Genomic DNA, 16,640 nt, shown 5'->3' with positions numbered 1-16,640 from the left:
GCCGGCCGTCGCGATCAGAACACCGTATCGACCGCTTTCGCCATCCTGTCGACGATCTCGTCGGCCTCGGCGCGGGTGAGACAGAGGGGCGGGGCGAAGCCGACGATGTCGCCTTCGGGCATAGCCCGGCCGATGACGCCTTCGGCGAGCAATGCGGTGGCGACCTTCGGGCCGATCTTGTCGCCCGCGTCGAAGAAGGTGCGCGCGTCGCGATTGGCGACGAACTCGACGGCGGCCAGCAGCCCCTCGCCACGGATATCGCCGACATTCGGATGGTCGCCGAGACGGTCGCGCAGGGCGGCGAGGAAATACGCGCCGGTCTCGCCGGCATTGGAAACCAGGCCGAGGCTGTCGATCACGTTCAGGTTGGCGATTCCCGCGGCCGCGCCGATCGGGTGGGCCGAATAGGTCCAGCCGTGGCCGATCGGACCGGTCTCGTCGGTGCCCCGCATCAGTACCTGCCAGACCTTATCGCCGACGATCGAGCCCGACAGCGGCGCGTAGGCCGAGGTGAGGCCCTTGGCGATGGTGATGATGTCGGGCCGCATTCCATAGTGATCCGAGCCGAACATCGTGCCGAGGCGGCCGAAGCCGGTGACGACCTCGTCGGCGATCAGCAGGATGTCGTGCCGGTCCAACACCTCCTGGATCGCCCGCCAGTAGCCGGCCGGCGGCGGCACCAGGCCGCCGGTGCCGAGCGCCGGCTCGCCGATGAAGGCGGCGATCGTGTCGGCGCCTTCCGCCTCGATAAGCGCCTCCAGCTCGGCGGCGCAATGGGCGACGAAATCGGCCTCGCTCATGGAGAGGTCGGCGCGGCGATAGTAGTAGGGCGCTTCGGTGTGGATCACCTGCGAAAGCGGCAGGTCGAACTTCCGGTGAAAGAGGCCCAGGCCGGTCAGCGATCCGGTCATCAGGCCCGAGCCGTGATAGCCGCGCCAGCGCGAGATGATCTTCTTCTTCTCCGGCCGGCCGAGGATGTTGTTGTAGTACCAGACGAGCTTGACGTTGGTCTCGTTGGCGTCTGAGCCGCCGAGGCCGAAATAGACCTTGGACATGCCGGCCGGCGCGCGGTCGAGGATCATCTTGGACAGCGTGATCGAGGCCTCGGTGCCGTGGCCGACATAGGCATGGTAGTAGGCGAGCTCCCTGGCCTGCTCGGCGATGGCTTCGGCGATCTCGGTGCGGCCGTAGCCGACATTGACGCAGTAGAGGCCGGCGAAGGCGTCGAGCAGCCTGTTGCCGTCGCGATCCTCGATCCACACGCCCTTGCCGCCGGTGATGATGCGGGAGGGCGTCTCGCCGCGCGCATGCTGGGCGAGATGGGTGGAGGGATGAAAGAAGTTCTCGCGATCCCAGAGAGCCAGCATGTCGTTGGTAAGCATCGGTCGTTCCTTTCTGAGTGGCCGGATCTTGGCGGGCCGGATCTTGCGGCCGGGATTCAGGCCCAGTCGCGGCAGACGTACTTGATGTCGGTGAACGCCTCGAGCCCGTGGCGGGCGCCCTCGCGGGCCAGGCCGGACTGTTTCATGCCGCCGAAGGGGATCGGCGCGCCGGTGACCTTGGTGCGGTTGACCGCGACCATGCCGAAATCGAGCGCGCGGCTGAGACGGTAGATGCGCCGGGGATCCTGCGTGTGCAGATAGGCGACGAGCCCGTATTCGGTGGCATTGGCGCGCGTCACCGCCTCGTCCTCGGTATCGAAGGGGGCGATGGCGGCGACCGGGCCGAACGTCTCCTCGCTAAAGACCAGCGACGCCGGATCGACGTCGGCCAGGACGGTCGCTTCGTAGAACAGCGGGCCGAGGGGCGAGCGCCGGCCACCGGCGAGGCAGCGCGCGCCGCGCGCCAGGGCGTCGGCGACGTGCTCCTCCTGCTTGCGCACCGCGCCCTCGTTCATCAGCGGCCCCAGGTCGGGATCGTCGCGGCCGGCCCCCAGGCTCAGCGCCATCGTCGCCTCGGCGAAGCGGGCGCAGAAGGCGTCGTAGAGCGAGCGCTCGACGAGAAAGCGGTTGGCGCCGAGGCAATCCTGTCCGGTCGTGGCGAACTTCGCCTTGATCGCCTCGTCCACCGCGCGGTCGAGATCGGCGTCGGCGAATACCAGGAACGGGGCATGGCCGCCGAGTTCCAGCACCAGCCGCTTCACCGTCGCCGCCGAGCGGGAATAGAGCAGCTTGCCGATCTCCGTCGAGCCGGTGAACGACAGCGCCCGGACGCGCGGGTCGTCGAGCCAGGGCTCGACGACGTCGGCCGCGTTGCCGGTGATCACGTTGACGACGCCGGGGGGGAAGCCGGCCCGGTCGGCCAGTTCAGCGAGCGCCAGCGCCGAGAACGGGGTCTGCGAGGAGGGGTGTATCAGCACCGTGCAGCCAGCCGCCAGCGCCGCGGCGGCCTTGCGGGTGATCATCGCGGAGGGAAAATTCCAGGGCGTGATCAGGGCGGCGATGCCCACCGGCTCGCGCCAGAGTTCGACCTCGGCGTCTGGGAGATGGGAGGTGACGCCCTCGATGTTCGGGCGCTTGGCTTCCTCGGCGTAGAACTCGACGAAGGCGGCCGCGTAGTCGATTTCGCCGCGCGCTTCCGAGATCGGCTTGCCCTGTTCGGCCGTCATGATCTGCGCCAGGTCCTCGCGGCACTCGACCATCAGCTCGTACCAGCGGCGCAGGAGTCGCGAGCGATGTTGCGGCAGGGCCGAGGCCCAATCGGGAAATGCGGCATGAGCCGCGTCGACGGACCGGGCGCTCTCGGCCGAGGACAGGCAGGCGACTTCGCCGACGAGCGCGCCGTCGGCGGGATCGGTGACCGAGAGGACGGTGCCGCCGGCGGCGGCGGTCCAGCGGTTGCCGATATAGGCGAAGCTCTTGAACAGCGCCGGATCCGCGAGGGCGATCCCTTTCGGGGCTCCGTCGGTCGTCTTTGCAAGCGCGCTCATGATTCCTCCGCCGGTTCCGGGGGCCGCAAGGCCCGGGGCCCCGCAGGTCGTGCGGGCCATGCACAGCAGAATAGGGCGGTATCGGCAGAGGGATTTTTTGAAGATGGTCGTCGCGGAGGAGGATTCTTCCGAATTGCCGCCGCGACGCGGTCAGGTGTCCTGCCGACCGAGCAGGTGTCCCAGCGGCGGCGCGTCGGCCTTCACGTCTTTGGTGACGATGTAAGTGAAGTAGCGTTTCAGGCCGATCCGTTCGCCCAGAAGGGCGTCGACGAGGCGTTGATAGCTGTTGATGTCGGCCGTCACGATCTGCAGCAGGTAGTCGAAGCCGCCGCCGATCGCCCAGCAGGCGATGATCTCGTCGCGCCGGGCGATGGCCTGCTCGAAGATCCTGAAGTCGTCGGTGCGATGCGATTCCAGTTCGGCCACCACGAAGATCGTCACGTGCGGCGCGATCCGCGCCAGGGCGATCTCGGCGCGATAGCCGCGGATCAGCCCCTGCGCCTCCAGACGCTTGAGGCGTTCCCAACACGGCGTGGCCGACAGATTGACGCGCCGGGCCAGTTCGCTCTTCGAGATCCGGCCTTCCTGGCAGAGGATCTGCAGGATGCGAACGTCACGGTCATCGAGGGCGATGGGCATGGCCGCACGTACCGCCTCGCCGCTGTGCTTGTCAATTGTTCCGTTTCAAGGCAGATAATGTTTCATGACAATCTGGCCACCGAACAAGGACAGCTTGCGGCGCCCCGCCTACCGTTCGCTCGCCCAGAGTCTGATCGACGCGATCGAGGCGGGCGAGATCCGGCCGGGCGTGCGGCTGCCGACACATCGTGCGCTTGCCTACGATCTCGGTGTCAGCGTTCAGACGGTGAGCCGGGCCTATGACGAGCTCAGCCGTCTCGGCGTGATCTCCGGTCAGGTCGGGCGCGGCAGCTTCGTGCGGTCCGGCCGTCCGGATACCCGGATGCCCTGGCATCGCCTCGGCGGCAGCGACGATGTCATCGACTGCTCGATGCTGGTGCCTGTGACCGGCGAACTCCATTCCGAGCGCATGTCCGCCACGCTCGCGACGCTGGCCGACGATCTGCCCGGCAACGCGATACTGTCGTTCCGGCCGCGCGCGACGCTGGAGGCCCATTGCGAGGCCGCGCTCGGCTGGCTCGCCCGCTGCGGCATCGACACCCGCCGCGACCAGGTCCTTCCGGCGAACGGCAACACGGTGGCGATGACCACCGCGCTGATGACGGCGGCGCTGCCGGGCGACCTTGTCGTTTCCGAGGAGATCGGTCATCACACCCTGAAGTCGCTGACGACCGCGCTGGGACTGCGCCTGGCCGGACTGCCCCTGGACAACGAGGGTATCGTGCCGGACGCGTTCGACCGGGCGTGCAGGACGGGAGCCGTGAAAGTCCTGTTCGTGCTTCCGAGCGGCCTCGGCCCGACGGCGGCGATGATGGGCGGGAAGCGCCGGCGCGCGATCGTCGAAATCGCCCGGCAGCACGATGTCTGGATCGTCGAGAACGATGCGCTGGGTCCGATCCAGCCCGGCCGTCCGGAGCCGCTTTTCATGCTCGCCCCGGAGCGGACGTTCTATTTCACCGGCCTGGCGAAGTGCCTGCTGCCCGGGCTGCGTATCGCCTGGCTGGTGGTTCCGGACACGATGGTGGCGGCGGCGCGGACACGGCATCTGGTGACCAACTGGATGGCGACGCCGCTGATGGCGGAGATCGCCACCCGCTGGCTGGACGACGGAACGGCGGAGACGCTGTTGCAGTGGCAGCAGGCCCAGTTGTCGCGTCGCAACGACATCGCGGCCCGTCTGCTCCGCGGGCTCCCCTATACGGGCTCGCCCAACGGCATGCATGTCTGGATGCGGCTGCCCGACCCCTGGCGCGAGGACATGTTCGTGGCCCACGCCCGCAACAACGGCGTGGCGGTGGCGGCGGGGAGCAATTTCGCGATCTCCGACGACCAACATCATCCGGCGGTGCGCATCTGCCTGGGGGCCGGCTCCGAAGAAGAGCTCGAACGGGGTCTCAGCGTGATCGCGCGGCTGGTGCGCAGCCCGCCGGAGCCGGCCCTGCTGGCGATCTAGCCGGACGGTTGGCGGCGGCGGGCGATCGCGCATCGATTGTCATGGTTCAATAAAAAAATTGACTTGGTATTTCGTTTCCCCAACGCTACCGGCCTCTGGGGAACGGGATCTTGCCTGTCCAGACGCGGCGAGACGCGATCCCCTGGCACAAGAACAAGGGCGGGTTATCCGCCTTCCGAAAGCGTGCGCACCGATGCGAAGCGCGTCGGTGCGCGCGCGCCGGGGACAGGGACGACAGGAAGGAGACACTCAATGACAATCACGCGAGTTCTGGCCGGCGTCGCCGCCGCCGCATTCGCACTCACCTCGACCGCCGCCATGGCCGAAACCTGGCGCTACGCCTTCGAGGAATCGATGGATGAGGTGCAGGGCAAGTTCGCTCAGAAGTTCAAGGAAGAGGTCGAGGCCAACACCGACCATACGATCCAGCTGTTTCCCTATGGGACGCTGGGCGAGTCGGCGGACATCATGGAGCAGGCCCAGGCCGGCATCCTGCAGTTCGTCGACCAGTCGCCGGGTTTCACCGGCTCTCTGATCCCCGAGGCGCAGGTCTTCTTCGTGCCCTATCTGTTGCCGACGGACCAGGATCAGCTCGCCCGCTTCTACAAGAGCTCTAAGGCGATCAACGAGGACTTCCAGAAGCTCTACGCCGATCAGGGGCTGGAACTGCTGACGATGTTCCCCGAGGGCGAGGTCGCCATGACCACCAAGAGCCCGGTGGAGAGCTGCGCCGATCTGAACGAAGTGAAGTTTAGGGTGATGACCAACCCGCTGCTGGTCGAATCCTACCGGGCCTTCGGCGCGACGCCGACGCCGCTGCCCTGGGGCGAGGTCTATGGCGGCCTGCAGACCAACATCATCCAGGGCCAGGAGAACCCGACCTTCTTCCTCTACTCGACGAAGATCTACGAGGTCACCGACTACATCACGTATGCGGGGCACAACAATTTCACCACCGCGGTGATGGCCAACAAGGACTTCTATGACGGCCTCGGCGATGCCGACAAGAAGGCGATCCAGGCCGCGTCCGATACCGCCTACGACTACATCGTCGACTACCAGAAGGGCCTTGCCGATTCCGAACTCGAAAAGATCAAGAAGGCCAAGCCGGAAATGACGGTGACGGTGCTCACCGAGGAGCAGCGCAAGTGCTTCAAGGACGCCGCCGCCGATGTCGAGGCCAAATTCATCGAGATGACGGGCGAAAGCGGCAAGAAGATCCTCGACCAGTTGAAGGCGGATCTGAAGGCTGCCGCCCAGTAGCGGTCACAGGAGCCATCGCCTGGCGGGGCCTCGTCCCCGCCGGGCGTCTCTGACCGGCGGACTCGGGGGAAAAGCATTGACCGACCAGCCGCAAAGCTCGGAGCACGCATCGTCGCTGCCCGGATTCCTCGGGACGATCGACAGCCTGATCAGTCGCATCGAGTCGGCAATGCTCGCTGTTGGCGTCCTGCTCATGGCCGCCAACACCATCGCGAACGTGGTCGGTCGTTTCGTCTTCCAGTCGAGCATCTTCTTCTCCGAAGAGCTGAACCGCATCCTGATCATCCTGATCACCTTCGCCGGCATCAGTTATGCCGCGCGGCAGGGTAGGCACATCCGCATGTCGGCGATCTACGACGCGCTGCCGCCCCCAATGCGCAAGCCGATGATGATCGCGATCGCTCTGATCACCGCAGCCTTCATGTTCGCGCTGTGCTGGTATTCCTACGGCTACATCGTGACCCAGGCGGGCCGCGGGCGCGTGCTGCCGGCCCTGCAGATCCCGGTCTGGTGGACGCTGATCTGGGTGCCCGTCGGCTTCTTCATGACCGGGATGCAGTACCTCCTCACCGCCATAAAGAACGTCCGGGAGAAGGACATATACCTCTCCACCAACGTTCTCGAAGGCTATGCGGCCGACGAGCAGGAAATCTGAGGGGCGACGATCATGGCACTGACGATCTTTTCCATCATGATCCTGCTTCTGCTGCTCGGGTTCCCGATGATGATCCCGCTCATCGTCGGCGCCTTCGTCGGCTTCTACATGATGATGGGCGGCTTCGGGCAGATGGAGACCATGGTCCAGCAGTTCATGGCCGGCATCCGCCCCGCATCGCTGATCGCCGTGCCCATGTTCATCTTCGCCGCCGACATCATGACGCGTGGCCAGTCGGCCGACCGGCTGATCGACATGGTGATGAAGTTCGTGGGGCACGTGAAGGGCGGTCTCGCGGTCTCCACGGCCGCGGCCTGCACCATGTTCGGCGCGGTCTCGGGCTCCACCCAGGCCACCGTCGTGGCGGTCGGCGGGCCGCTGCGCCCGCGCATGCTGAAGGCCGGCTACAATGACAGCTTCGTGCTGGCGCTGATCGTCAATTCCTCCGACATCGCCTTCCTGATCCCGCCGTCGATCGGCATGATCATCTACGGCGTCGTCTCCAATACCTCGATTTCGGAGCTGTTCATCGCCGGCATCGGTCCGGGCCTTCTGATTCTGGTCCTGTTTTCCATCTACAGCGTCGTCTATGCTTACAGGAACGACGTGCCGACCGAGGAACGTGCGGGCTGGGGCGCGCGGTTCCACGCCGTGCAGCGCGCGCTCTGGCCCCTCGGCTTTCCGGTCATCATCATCGGCGGCATCTACGGCGGAATCTTCTCGCCGACCGAGGCGGCCGCCGCCTGCGTGCTCTACGCCCTGATCCTCGAGGTCCTGGTCTTCCGCTCGATGAGCCTCGGCGACGTCTACCAGACCGCCAAGTCGACCGGCCTGATCACGGCGGTGGTGTTCATCCTGGTCGCGGCTGGCGCGGCGTTCTCGTGGATCATTTCCTTTGCCCAGATCCCGCAGGCGATCCTCGGCGGCATCGGCATAGACGCGATGGGGCCGATCGGAGTCCTGTTCGTCATCTCCATCGCCTTCTTCGTCGGCTGCATGTTCGTCGACCCGATCGTCGTCATCCTGGTTCTTGTGCCGATCTTCGCGCCGGTGGTCGACTCGGTCGGGCTGGATCCGGTTCTGGTCGGCACGGTCATCACGCTGCAGGTCGCCATCGGCTCCGCGACACCACCCTTCGGCTGCGACATCTTCACCGCGATCGCCGTGTTCAAGCGGCCCTACATCGAGGTGATCAAGGGCACGCCGCCCTTCATCCTGATCCTGCTCGGTGTCTCGGTCGCCCTTATCTTCTTCCCGCAGATCGCGCTGTTCCTGCGCGACCTCGCCTTCGCGAAGTGAGGGAGGGCGACGTGTTCAAGCATATCCTCGTGCCCGTCGACGGCTCCGAGAACGCCCTCAAGGCGCTCGAGAAGGCCGTCGAGCTGAAGGCGCTGACGGGGGGCGAGCTGACGGTCCTGACCATCTACCGCCACCATTCGATGCTGGAGGCGTCCTTCTCGATGGTCCGCCCGGAGGAGCCCGGCAATATGGACGACCTCATGCGCGAGGCCGCCAGGGAGGTCGCGGAAAGCGCGAAGGCGCGCGCCGGCGAGCTTGGCGTCGGCGATGTGCGGGCCTTCGTGCGGAACGGCCCGGTGGCGCGCAATATCGTCGCGTTCGCCGAGGAACACGGCGTCGACCTGATCGTTATCGGCAGCCGCGGGTTGGGCTCGATCGAAAGCTACCTGCTCGGCAGCGTTTCTCACAAGGTGACGGGGACGGCCAAATGCCCGGTTCTCGTCGTCTGATCGGATCAGCGCAATGACCACAGTTGTCCCTTCGCCGGTCAGTCCGGACCTGGAGCCGAACGATGTCTCGCGCCTCGGACTGATCGCGCTTGCGACCGACCTGACGTCGGAACGCGACGCCTGGCGGGTGCTGCCGCCGGAGCGGGCGGCCCTGCATGTGACACGGGTGCCCTACGCCAACCCGACCACGCCGGAAAACCTCGCCCGGATGGCGCCGACATTGACGGCGGCAGCGGACCTTCTGGTGCCCGACGTCACCCTGGCGGCGATCTGCTTCAGCTGCACCGCGGCCTCGGTGGAAATCGGCGATGACGCGGTTGCCGAGGCGATCCGGACCGCACGTCCCGGCGTACCGGTCGTCACGCCGCCCGATGCCGCGGTTCAGGCCTTCGCCGCGCTCGGCGTCGGCCGGATCGCGTTGGTGACGCCCTATCTGCCCGAAACCACGGCGCCGATGGTCGCCTATTTCACCCGGCGCGGGCTGGACGTCGCGAGCGCTCAGTGCCTTGGTCTTTCCGACGACCGCGAAATGGCGCGGGTGTCGGCGGCGACCATCGTCGCGGCGGCCGAAGCGGCGGACCGGCCGGATGTCGAAGGTGTCTTCCTCTCCTGCACCGCGCTGCCGGCGCTGGGGGTTATCGACGCCATCGAGGACCGGTTGGGGAAACCCGTCGTCTCCTCCAATCAGGCGAGCCTCTGGCGGATGCTGCAGCATGCGGATCTGGCGCCCTTGCCGGGTGCGCCGGGAAGGTTGTTCGCGCTCTCAGCGACAAGTCGTGCCGCATGAGCGAGGATCCGTTTGTCAGTGTTGACGAGATCGTCGCCGCCCGGCGGACCATCGCCGGCGCGATCCGTCACACGCCGGTCGAACAGTCGGCTTCTCTGAGCGGGCGGACGGGCGTGACCGTCGCACTCAAGCTCGAGCACCACCAGCACAGCGGCAGCTTCAAGTTCCGTGGCGCCACCAACGCGATCCTGTCGCTCGCCCACGCCGAACGCGCGGCCGGGGTGGTCGGTGTTTCGACCGGCAATCATGGCCGTGGCCTTGCCAGAGCGGCGGCGGCGGCCGGCGTGCGCTGCGTCATCGCCATGTCGGAACTGGTTCCCGCGAACAAGGTCGAGGCGATCCGCGGCGAAGGCGCCGACGTGCTGATCGGCGGGCGCAGCCAGGACGAAGCGCAACATGCGGTCGACCGGCTGGTGGCCGAGGGGATGACCATGATCCCGCCGTTCGACGATCGCCGCGTCATTGCCGGCCAGGGCACGCTGGGGCTGGAAATGCTGGAAGACATGCCGGAGTTCGAGACCGTCGTGGTCCCGCTTTCCGGCGGCGGGCTGATCTCCGGCGTGGCGGCCGCCCTGAAGGCGCGGAAGCCCGGCATCCGGGTCGTCGGCGTGTCGATGGAACGGGGCGCGGCGATGCACGCGAGCCTTGCCGCCGGCCGGCCGGTCGAAGTCCGGGAGCTTCCGACCCTCGCCGACAGCCTGGGCGGTGGCATCGGGCTGGGCAACCGGCACACCTTCGCGATGGTGCGCGCTCTCGTCGACGACGTGGTCCTGCTGACCGAAGCGGAGATCGCCGCGGGGATCCATCATTGTTACTGGCACGAACGCCAGATCGTCGAAGGGGCCGGCGCCGTGGGCGTCGCCGTGCTGCTGGCCGGCAAGATCGCGCTTGAGGGACCGACGATGCTTCTGCTCAGCGGCGGCAACATCGGTATGGCGCTGCATCACCGGGTCGTTTCCGGCGAGGCGGCCGACGTCGCCGAAGAGGCTGCCTGATGCCGACGATCCGGATCCTAACCGAAACGGAGCTCCGCTCCGCCGTGCCGCTCGACGACGCGGCGGTCGGTTGCGTCGAGACTGCCTTCCGGGCGCTCGCGCGCGGCGGGGTCGTGATGCCGCCGATCCTGTCGATGGCGATCGCGGAGCACAACGGCGAGGTCGACGTGAAGACAGCCTACGTTCCCGGCATCGACAGTTTCGCCCTCAAGGTGTCGCCGGGGTTCTTCGACAACCCGAAAATCGGCTTGCCGTCGACCTCGGGCCTGATGGTCCTGTTCTCCGCGCGCACCGGCCAGGTCGAGGCGCTGTTGCTGGACAACGGCTATCTCACGGACGTGCGCACGGCGGCGGCAGGCGCCGTGGCCGCCCGCCATCTTTCGCGCCCCGACTCCCGACGGGCCACGATCTTCGGTACGGGCATGCAGGCGCGGCTGCAGTTGCAGGCGCTCACCCTGGTGCGCCCGATCGAGCGGGCGACGATCTGGGGCCGTGACGCCGGCAAGGCCGAGGTGCTGGCCGCGGCGATGACCGGCGCGCTCGGCATTGCCGTGTCGGCCGAGACCGATCCGGCGCGCGCGATCGCGGACGCCGATATCGTGGTGACGACGACGCCGGCGACGGCGCCCGTCGTGCGCGCCGACTGGTTGCGTCCGGGCCAGCACGTGACCGCCATGGGGTCCGATCAGCACACGAAGAACGAACTGGATCCGGCCTGTCTGCGCCGCGCCGATGTCTACGTGCCCGACCGGCTGAGCCAGACGCGCTCGCTTGGCGAATTGCGCAGCGCCATCGACGCCGGCGTGGTGGCCGCGGACGCGGAGTTTCCCGAACTTGGCGCCATTGTCGAGGGGCAGGCACCGGGGCGAACCGCCGCGGAGCAGATCACCGTCGCGGACATGACGGGAACCGGCGTGCAGGACACCGCCATCGCCACACTGGCCCGCGAGCGTGCCGCCGCGCGTGGCGCCGGGACCGACTTCACCAGCTGATACAGGAACGAGCCAAGACCGATGCTGGCACCGAGACTTCATTTCACGCGACAGGAATACGATGCCCGGATCGCCAAGACGCGCACCGCCATGCAGGCCGCCGGTGTCGATCTCATCATCGTCACCGATCCTTCGAACATGGCCTGGCTCACCGGCTATGACGGATGGTCCTTCTACGTGCACCAGTGCGTGGTGCTGGCGATGGATGGCGAGCCGGTCTGGTTCGGGCGCAGCCAGGACGCCAACGGCGCGCTCAGAACCACCTTCATGAAACCCGAGAACATCATCGGCTATCCAGACCACTACGTTCAGTCCACCGAGCGCCACCCGATGGACTATCTCGCCGCGCGGCTCGCCGACCGCGGATGGGACAGGCTCGCGATCGGCGTCGAGATGGACAATTACTGGTTCACCGCGGCCGCCTACGCGACGCTGCAGAAAGCGCTCCCCAACGCGCGGTTTTCCGACGTGACGGCGCTCGTCAACTGGCAGCGCGCGGTGAAGTCGCCGCAGGAGCTCGACTATATGCGGACGGCCGCCCGCTTCGTCGAGCGGATGCATCAGCGCATCTTCGAGACGATCGAGCCGGGCTTGCCGAAGAGCAGTCTCGTGGCCGAGATCTACGACGCGGGCCTGCGCTACGATCCCGCGATCGGGGTCGGCGGCGACTATCCGGCGATCGTGCCGCTGCTGCCATCGGGCAGCGATGCTGCGGCGCCGCACCTGACCTGGGACGACAGGCCGATGCAGGCGGGCGAAGGCACGTTCTTCGAGATCGCCGGCGTCTGTCACCGCTATCACTGCCCGCTGTCGCGCACGATCTTCCTCGGCAAGCCGAGCCAGACCTTTCTCGATGCCGAAAAGGCGGTCCTGGAGGGCATGGAGGCGGGACTGGACGCGGCGAAGGCGGGCAACGTCTGCGAGGACATCGCCAACGCGTTCTTCGGTGTCCTGGAGACGCACGGCATCGTCAAGGACAACCGCACCGGCTATCCGATCGGCCTGTCCTATCCGCCCGACTGGGGCGAGCGCACCATGAGCCTTCGCTCCGGCGACCGCACGGTGCTCCAACCCGGCATGACGTTCCATTTCATGACCGGCCTCTGGATGGACGACTGGGGGCTTGAGATTACGGAGAGCATCGTGATCGGCGAGAACGGACCCGAGTGTCTGGCCAATGTGCCGCGCCGGCTTCTGGTGAAGGACTGATGAGCGCGCCGCCGCGTCCCAGCCCGATCGTGCCGACCATCCCCTTCGACAGGGACGGCGCCCATTTCGGGTTCCTGCGCCTGCCCGTTAGCCGCGACGAGTCGGCCTGGGGCTCGGTGATGATACCGATCGCCGTCATCCGAAACGGCGACGGGCCGACTGCCCTGCTGACCGGCGCCAACCACGGCGACGAATACGAAGGGCCGATCGCGCTGCAGGCGCTCGCCCACGAGCTCAAGCCGGCCGAGATCCGGGGGCGCGTGATCATCGTTCCATTCATGAACACGCCGGCCTTCCACGCGGCGCGGCGCACCTCTCCCCTCGACGGCGTCAATCTCAACCGCTGCTTCCCCGGCCGGGCCGACGGCTCGCCGACCGAGAAGATCGCCGACTTCTTCCTCAACCAGCTTGTTCCTTTGGCCGACGTCGTGCTCGACTACCATTCCGGCGGGAAGACGCTCGACTTCGTGCCGTTCGCGGCGGCGCATCTGCTCGACTCGGCGGTTCAGCAGGACGCCTGTATCGCGGCGATGCAGGCCTTCAATGCCCCCTATTCGATGACCTTGCGCGAGATCGATGCGGTCGGCATGTACGACACCGTCGTCGAGGACGCCGGCAAGACCTTCGTCACCACCGAGCTTGGCGGCGGGGGAACGGCGACCGCCCGCACCGCCCGGATCGCGCGACGCGGCGTGCGCAACCTCCTCAAGCACGCCGGCATTCTGGACGGCGAGCCGGAGATCGGGCCGAGCATCGGCATCGACACGACGGTCGGCGACTGCTTCCACTTCTGCGAGCGGAACGGGCTTCTGGAAGTCCTCGTGGACCTTGGAGATCCGGTGGCCAAGGACGATCCGCTGGCCCTGATTTGGCCGGTCGATCACGTCGGCGGCGAGCCGGTCGTGGTCCAGTCGCGCAACACCGGCCTTCTGGTGGCGCGGCATTTCCCCGGACTGATCAAGCCCGGCGACTGCCTCGCCGTGGTCGCATCGGTGGTGGAATAGGTCGAACCTGGCCTGAAACGCGATTGGTCATACAGGCCGGAGACCGCCGGATCCCGCTCCCCCGCCGGTCCTTCGCGTTCCTGTTCGCTGCTTGCGAACCCTACGTGCCGTGGCGTTGCGCCTATTTTCTGATCCCGCGGCTGATTGCCTTGGGAGATCAGCCGCGGTCGGTAACCTCGACGACGACCGCCATCGCGGTGTCGCCGGCGGCGCAGCCGGTGAACAGTCCGCGGCCGCCGCCGCGCAATGCGAGTTCCTCGATCAGCTCGATGACGCCGCGCAGTCCCGTGGGGCCTTGCGGGTGGCCCCAGATCAGCGAACAGCCGAAATTGTTCATTGCCGAAGCGTCCAGACCGAGGTCGCGCGCAAGGACGAGGTCGTTCACCGCAAAGGGATTGTGCGTCTTGATCGCGTCCAGGTCAGTCACCTGAATGTCGGCGTTTCGAAGCGCTGCCCGCGTCGCGGGCACCGGTGCCATCGGCATGTGGGCGAGATCGGTGCGGGCGAGGCCGAAACCGAGAAGCCGCACCGCGATATCCGGATTGCGGCTGAGGTCGCGGGCGCGCTCCGGGGTTGCGAGGATCACGGCGGCGTTTCCGTCGGCGGGATGGGTCTGACCGCCGAACGTTACCGTCCCACCCTCCGTGACCGGCTTCAGGCGGGCCAGCCCGTCCGCGGAGGTCGGAAAGATCCCCTCGTCGCCCTCCAGCTCCATCGTCGGCGCCCGGGACCGGGACGCGGGCAAAGGAAACGGCAGGGTCATGTACCGGCGCTGGAAGGCCCGGTCGTCCGCGAGCGCCATCTCGTACTGCTCGCTTCGGCGCAACACGATCTCGTGCTGTTCGCCGGTGGAGAGACCGTATCGTCGTGCCACGTTCTCCGCCGTGGCGAGCATCGAATGTCCGCCGAGCGGATCGCAACCGAAATTGTCCAGGACCCAGTCTTCATTGGTGCCCGTTCCGCCCGGTGCGTCGGGGGCGGGATAGTAGACGTGCGGCCCGTTCGATGTCCGGTCGCAGGCCGCGACGAGGGCGCAGGTGGCCAGGCCGGCCTCGATTTCCAGCGCGCCGGTCTGGAGGCATCTCAAGCCGGTCGCGCAGGCCTGCGATATGGTCGGACCGCCAACCTGCGACGCGCCGACGAGGCCCGTGAACCACGGTAGTCCGTAGAACGATCCCTTTTGCGGGACGGTGAGCCCGAGCACGCCGAAATCGAACGATGCCGGCGATATCCCGCGACGCTCCAGTTCATCCCGAGCGACGGCGGCGGCAAACTCGACGCTGTGAAGATGGGCGAAGCTCCCCTGCCATTTGGCAAAGGGTGTCGACCAGTAGGATCCGTAGGGGATCTCCGCGCGATAGTTCAACTCTGTCATTCCTTCAGGTTCGGATCCTAGCCATGGCCAGAATGGTTCAGGGGTGGTCTGCGATCGCATGCAGCGCGGGCTTGTCGAGCTTGCCGATCACGGTCCGGGGCAGGCTGGGCAGCTGGACGAACCTGGCCGGCACCTTGTAGCGGGCGAGGTTGCGGCGGCAGTGCTCTTCCAGCGTGTCGAAATCGCGCTCGGCGCCCGGCCGCATCGCCAGGTAGGCGACGACGATCTCGCCGCGGTAGTCGTCGGGCCGTCCGATCACGGCGGCTTCCGCTACGGCGGGGTGGGCGTGCAGCACCTCCTCCACCTCGCGCGGGTAGACGTTGTATCCCCCGGTGATCACCATGTCCTTCTTGCGGTCACTGATATAGAGATTGCCGTCCGCGTCCAGCCGGCCGATATCGCCGGTGTAGAGCCAGCCGTCGCGAAGGGCGGCGGCCGTCTCCTGCGGGCGGGCCCGGTAGCCCGCCATGATCTGCGGGCCGCGCGCGCGGATCTCGCCGGCCTCGCCGACCGGAAGCACCGTGTGCCCGTCTTCGGGATCGACGATCTGGACCTCCGTCCCGGGCACCGGCCGCCCGACGGAGCCCGGAATCCGCGCCTCGCCCTCGTACTGGTAGGTCAGCACCGGGCCGGCCTCCGACTGGCCATAGCCTTCGTAGATCGGGCAGCCGACCATATCCTCCCACCGTTTCAGCACGGCTTCGGGAAGGGCGGCGGAGCCCGAATAGACGGCGCGGAGCGAGCCGAGGTCCGCCTCCTCGAAGCCCTCGAACGACATGAGCCCGGAAATGATCGTCGGGCCGGCCGGCAGCCGGGTCACCGCGTGCCGCATCAGGGCCTCGAGAACCAGGTCCGGCCTGTATCGCGGCAGGATAATCAGCAGCCCGCCGCAGTTGGCCGCCAGATAGAGGCACATCGACGTGGCGAAGACGTGGAACAGGGGCATGACGCACAGGACGACCTCGTTTTCGCCCGTGGGGAGCGCGGCTTCGCGCTGCGCCACGTTCACGGCGATCTGGCCGTGGGTGATGTTCACGCCCTTCGGCCGGCCGGTTGTTCCGCCGGTGTACTGCAGCGTCGCGAGGTCGTCCGGCCCCGGCAGGGAGGCGGGCGACGGCACGCCGGCGTCGTCCTTCCACGCATCGAGCAGGCGCTTGCCGGGACCGATGGCTTCGCCGGGCACGCCCAGCCCGTCCAGGAGCGGTCCGAGTTCGGCTTCGCGGGCGGCGTCGAAGAGCACGAGGGCGGGATCGGCGTCCTCGAGGATCTGCTTCAGTTCGCGTTCGGTATAGGCGGGATTGACCGGCACGACCTGTGCGCCCGCGGCGTGGACCGCGTAGAGCGCGATCGCGCAGTCGAGGGAGTTCTGCGCGATCAGCGCGACCCGCCCGCCGGCGACGCCGCGATCGCGCAGCCAGGCCGCGCAGCCGGCGACACAGCGGACGAGGCCGGCGTAGTCCAGCGTGCGATCGCCGTCGATCATCGCCGGCGCCAGAGGCGTCTTCCCGGCCCGGTCCAACAGCATGTGCACGACGCTCGGATAGGCGGTCAGGGAGCCCAGGCTCGCGCGCATCTGTTCACCTCCTCCAGG

At 67.3% G+C, this 16,640-nt stretch carries 15 protein-coding genes; 10 read left to right on the top strand and 5 right to left on the bottom strand.

The window, feature by feature from the left end; genetic code table 11:
* Positions 1-14 precede the first annotated feature (14 nt).
* The 3 genes from ACSF9G_RS22480 to ACSF9G_RS22470 all read right to left on the bottom strand — a co-directional run bounded on the left by ACSF9G_RS22480 (position 15) and on the right by ACSF9G_RS22470 (position 3,568).
* The gene (locus tag ACSF9G_RS22480) at positions 15-1,382 is read right to left on the bottom strand and encodes an aspartate aminotransferase family protein (protein WP_436644390.1); all 1,368 of its coding nucleotides are present in this window, start codon (positions 1,380-1,382) and stop codon (positions 15-17) included.
* A 56-nt stretch (positions 1,383-1,438) separates the two neighbouring features.
* Positions 1,439-2,929, bottom strand: coding sequence for an NAD-dependent succinate-semialdehyde dehydrogenase (locus ACSF9G_RS22475; RefSeq protein ID WP_436644389.1), 1,491 nt, complete (start codon positions 2,927-2,929; stop codon positions 1,439-1,441).
* Between the two features lie 150 nt (positions 2,930-3,079).
* Positions 3,080-3,568 (bottom strand): Lrp/AsnC family transcriptional regulator, encoded by a 489-nt coding sequence (locus ACSF9G_RS22470; RefSeq protein WP_436644388.1) that lies wholly within the window; start codon positions 3,566-3,568, stop codon positions 3,080-3,082.
* Between the two features lie 64 nt (positions 3,569-3,632).
* On the opposite strand from ACSF9G_RS22470, the gene ehuR reads away from it, so the two are divergent.
* From ehuR to doeB, 10 genes are all read left to right on the top strand, one after another.
* Positions 3,633-5,021 carry a MocR-like ectoine utilization transcription factor EhuR gene (ehuR, locus tag ACSF9G_RS22465; RefSeq protein WP_436644387.1) on the top strand — a complete coding sequence of 463 codons (1,389 nt, stop codon included), beginning with the start codon at positions 3,633-3,635 and terminating at the stop codon, positions 5,019-5,021.
* Between the two features lie 252 nt (positions 5,022-5,273).
* Complete coding sequence (locus ACSF9G_RS22460) at positions 5,274-6,284, top strand: TRAP transporter substrate-binding protein (RefSeq protein WP_436644386.1); 1,011 nt, start codon at positions 5,274-5,276, stop codon at positions 6,282-6,284.
* 76 nt (positions 6,285-6,360) lie between these two features.
* A complete protein-coding gene (locus tag ACSF9G_RS22455; RefSeq protein ID WP_436644385.1) occupies positions 6,361-6,939 on the top strand; it encodes a TRAP transporter small permease in 579 nt (192 codons plus the stop codon).
* Positions 6,940-6,951: 12 nt separating this feature from the next.
* Positions 6,952-8,238 (top strand): TRAP transporter large permease, encoded by a 1,287-nt coding sequence (locus ACSF9G_RS22450; RefSeq protein WP_436644384.1) that lies wholly within the window; start codon positions 6,952-6,954, stop codon positions 8,236-8,238.
* An 11-nt stretch (positions 8,239-8,249) separates the two neighbouring features.
* Positions 8,250-8,687: a universal stress protein gene (locus ACSF9G_RS22445; protein WP_436644383.1), complete on the top strand. Its 438-nt coding sequence runs from the start codon at positions 8,250-8,252 to the stop codon at positions 8,685-8,687.
* Positions 8,688-8,700: 13 nt separating this feature from the next.
* A complete protein-coding gene (locus tag ACSF9G_RS22440) occupies positions 8,701-9,474 on the top strand; it encodes an aspartate racemase/maleate isomerase family protein (protein WP_436644382.1) in 774 nt (257 codons plus the stop codon).
* Positions 9,471-10,469, top strand: a complete 999-nt coding sequence (gene eutB / locus ACSF9G_RS22435; protein WP_436644381.1) for a hydroxyectoine utilization dehydratase EutB — start codon at positions 9,471-9,473, stop codon at positions 10,467-10,469. The genes ACSF9G_RS22440 and eutB overlap by 4 nt, the downstream gene beginning before the upstream one ends.
* Positions 10,469-11,461 carry an ectoine utilization protein EutC gene (eutC, locus tag ACSF9G_RS22430; protein ID WP_436644380.1) on the top strand — a complete coding sequence of 331 codons (993 nt, stop codon included), beginning with the start codon at positions 10,469-10,471 and terminating at the stop codon, positions 11,459-11,461. The genes eutB and eutC overlap by 1 nt, the downstream gene beginning before the upstream one ends.
* A gap of 21 nt (positions 11,462-11,482) precedes the next feature.
* Positions 11,483-12,670 (top strand): ectoine hydrolase DoeA, encoded by a 1,188-nt coding sequence (gene doeA / locus ACSF9G_RS22425; RefSeq protein WP_436644379.1) that lies wholly within the window; start codon positions 11,483-11,485, stop codon positions 12,668-12,670.
* Complete coding sequence (gene doeB, locus ACSF9G_RS22420; RefSeq protein ID WP_436644378.1) at positions 12,670-13,674, top strand: N(2)-acetyl-L-2,4-diaminobutanoate deacetylase DoeB; 1,005 nt, start codon at positions 12,670-12,672, stop codon at positions 13,672-13,674. The genes doeA and doeB overlap by 1 nt, the downstream gene beginning before the upstream one ends.
* A gap of 157 nt (positions 13,675-13,831) precedes the next feature.
* Here doeB and ACSF9G_RS22415 read toward each other — a convergent pair whose 3' ends face one another.
* Together ACSF9G_RS22415 and ACSF9G_RS22410 are read right to left on the bottom strand one after the other, a co-directional pair.
* Positions 13,832-15,049, bottom strand: coding sequence for a thiolase family protein (locus ACSF9G_RS22415; RefSeq protein WP_436644377.1), 1,218 nt, complete (start codon positions 15,047-15,049; stop codon positions 13,832-13,834).
* A gap of 37 nt (positions 15,050-15,086) precedes the next feature.
* Positions 15,087-16,622 carry an AMP-binding protein gene (locus ACSF9G_RS22410; protein WP_436644376.1) on the bottom strand — a complete coding sequence of 512 codons (1,536 nt, stop codon included), beginning with the start codon at positions 16,620-16,622 and terminating at the stop codon, positions 15,087-15,089.
* Positions 16,623-16,640 lie beyond the last annotated feature (18 nt).

Origin of the sequence: Microbaculum mangrovi (assembly GCF_051390635.1) — a bacterium.
Lineage (GTDB): Bacteria > Pseudomonadota > Alphaproteobacteria > Rhizobiales > Tepidamorphaceae > Microbaculum.
Note: the sequence above shows the minus strand (reverse complement) of the source record. Positions and strands in the feature narration are given on the sequence as shown.

Excerpts from the sequence above, each read along its gene's own strand:
- ACSF9G_RS22480 (WP_436644390.1), bottom strand. The coding sequence starts at position 1,382 with ATGCTTACCAACGACATGCTGGCTCTCTGGGATCGCGAGAACTTCTTT.
- ACSF9G_RS22475 (WP_436644389.1), bottom strand. The coding sequence starts at position 2,929 with ATGAGCGCGCTTGCAAAGACGACCGACGGAGCCCCGAAAGGGATCGCC.
- ACSF9G_RS22470 (WP_436644388.1), bottom strand. The coding sequence starts at position 3,568 with ATGCCCATCGCCCTCGATGACCGTGACGTTCGCATCCTGCAGATCCTC.
- ehuR (WP_436644387.1), top strand. The coding sequence starts at position 3,633 with ATGACAATCTGGCCACCGAACAAGGACAGCTTGCGGCGCCCCGCCTAC.
- ACSF9G_RS22460 (WP_436644386.1), top strand. The coding sequence starts at position 5,274 with ATGACAATCACGCGAGTTCTGGCCGGCGTCGCCGCCGCCGCATTCGCA.
- ACSF9G_RS22450 (WP_436644384.1), top strand. The coding sequence starts at position 6,952 with ATGGCACTGACGATCTTTTCCATCATGATCCTGCTTCTGCTGCTCGGG.
- ACSF9G_RS22440 (WP_436644382.1), top strand. The coding sequence starts at position 8,701 with ATGACCACAGTTGTCCCTTCGCCGGTCAGTCCGGACCTGGAGCCGAAC.
- eutB (WP_436644381.1), top strand. The coding sequence starts at position 9,471 with ATGAGCGAGGATCCGTTTGTCAGTGTTGACGAGATCGTCGCCGCCCGG.
- eutC (WP_436644380.1), top strand. The coding sequence starts at position 10,469 with ATGCCGACGATCCGGATCCTAACCGAAACGGAGCTCCGCTCCGCCGTG.
- doeA (WP_436644379.1), top strand. The coding sequence starts at position 11,483 with ATGCTGGCACCGAGACTTCATTTCACGCGACAGGAATACGATGCCCGG.
- doeB (WP_436644378.1), top strand. The coding sequence starts at position 12,670 with ATGAGCGCGCCGCCGCGTCCCAGCCCGATCGTGCCGACCATCCCCTTC.
- ACSF9G_RS22415 (WP_436644377.1), bottom strand. The coding sequence starts at position 15,049 with ATGACAGAGTTGAACTATCGCGCGGAGATCCCCTACGGATCCTACTGG.
- ACSF9G_RS22410 (WP_436644376.1), bottom strand. The coding sequence starts at position 16,622 with ATGCGCGCGAGCCTGGGCTCCCTGACCGCCTATCCGAGCGTCGTGCAC.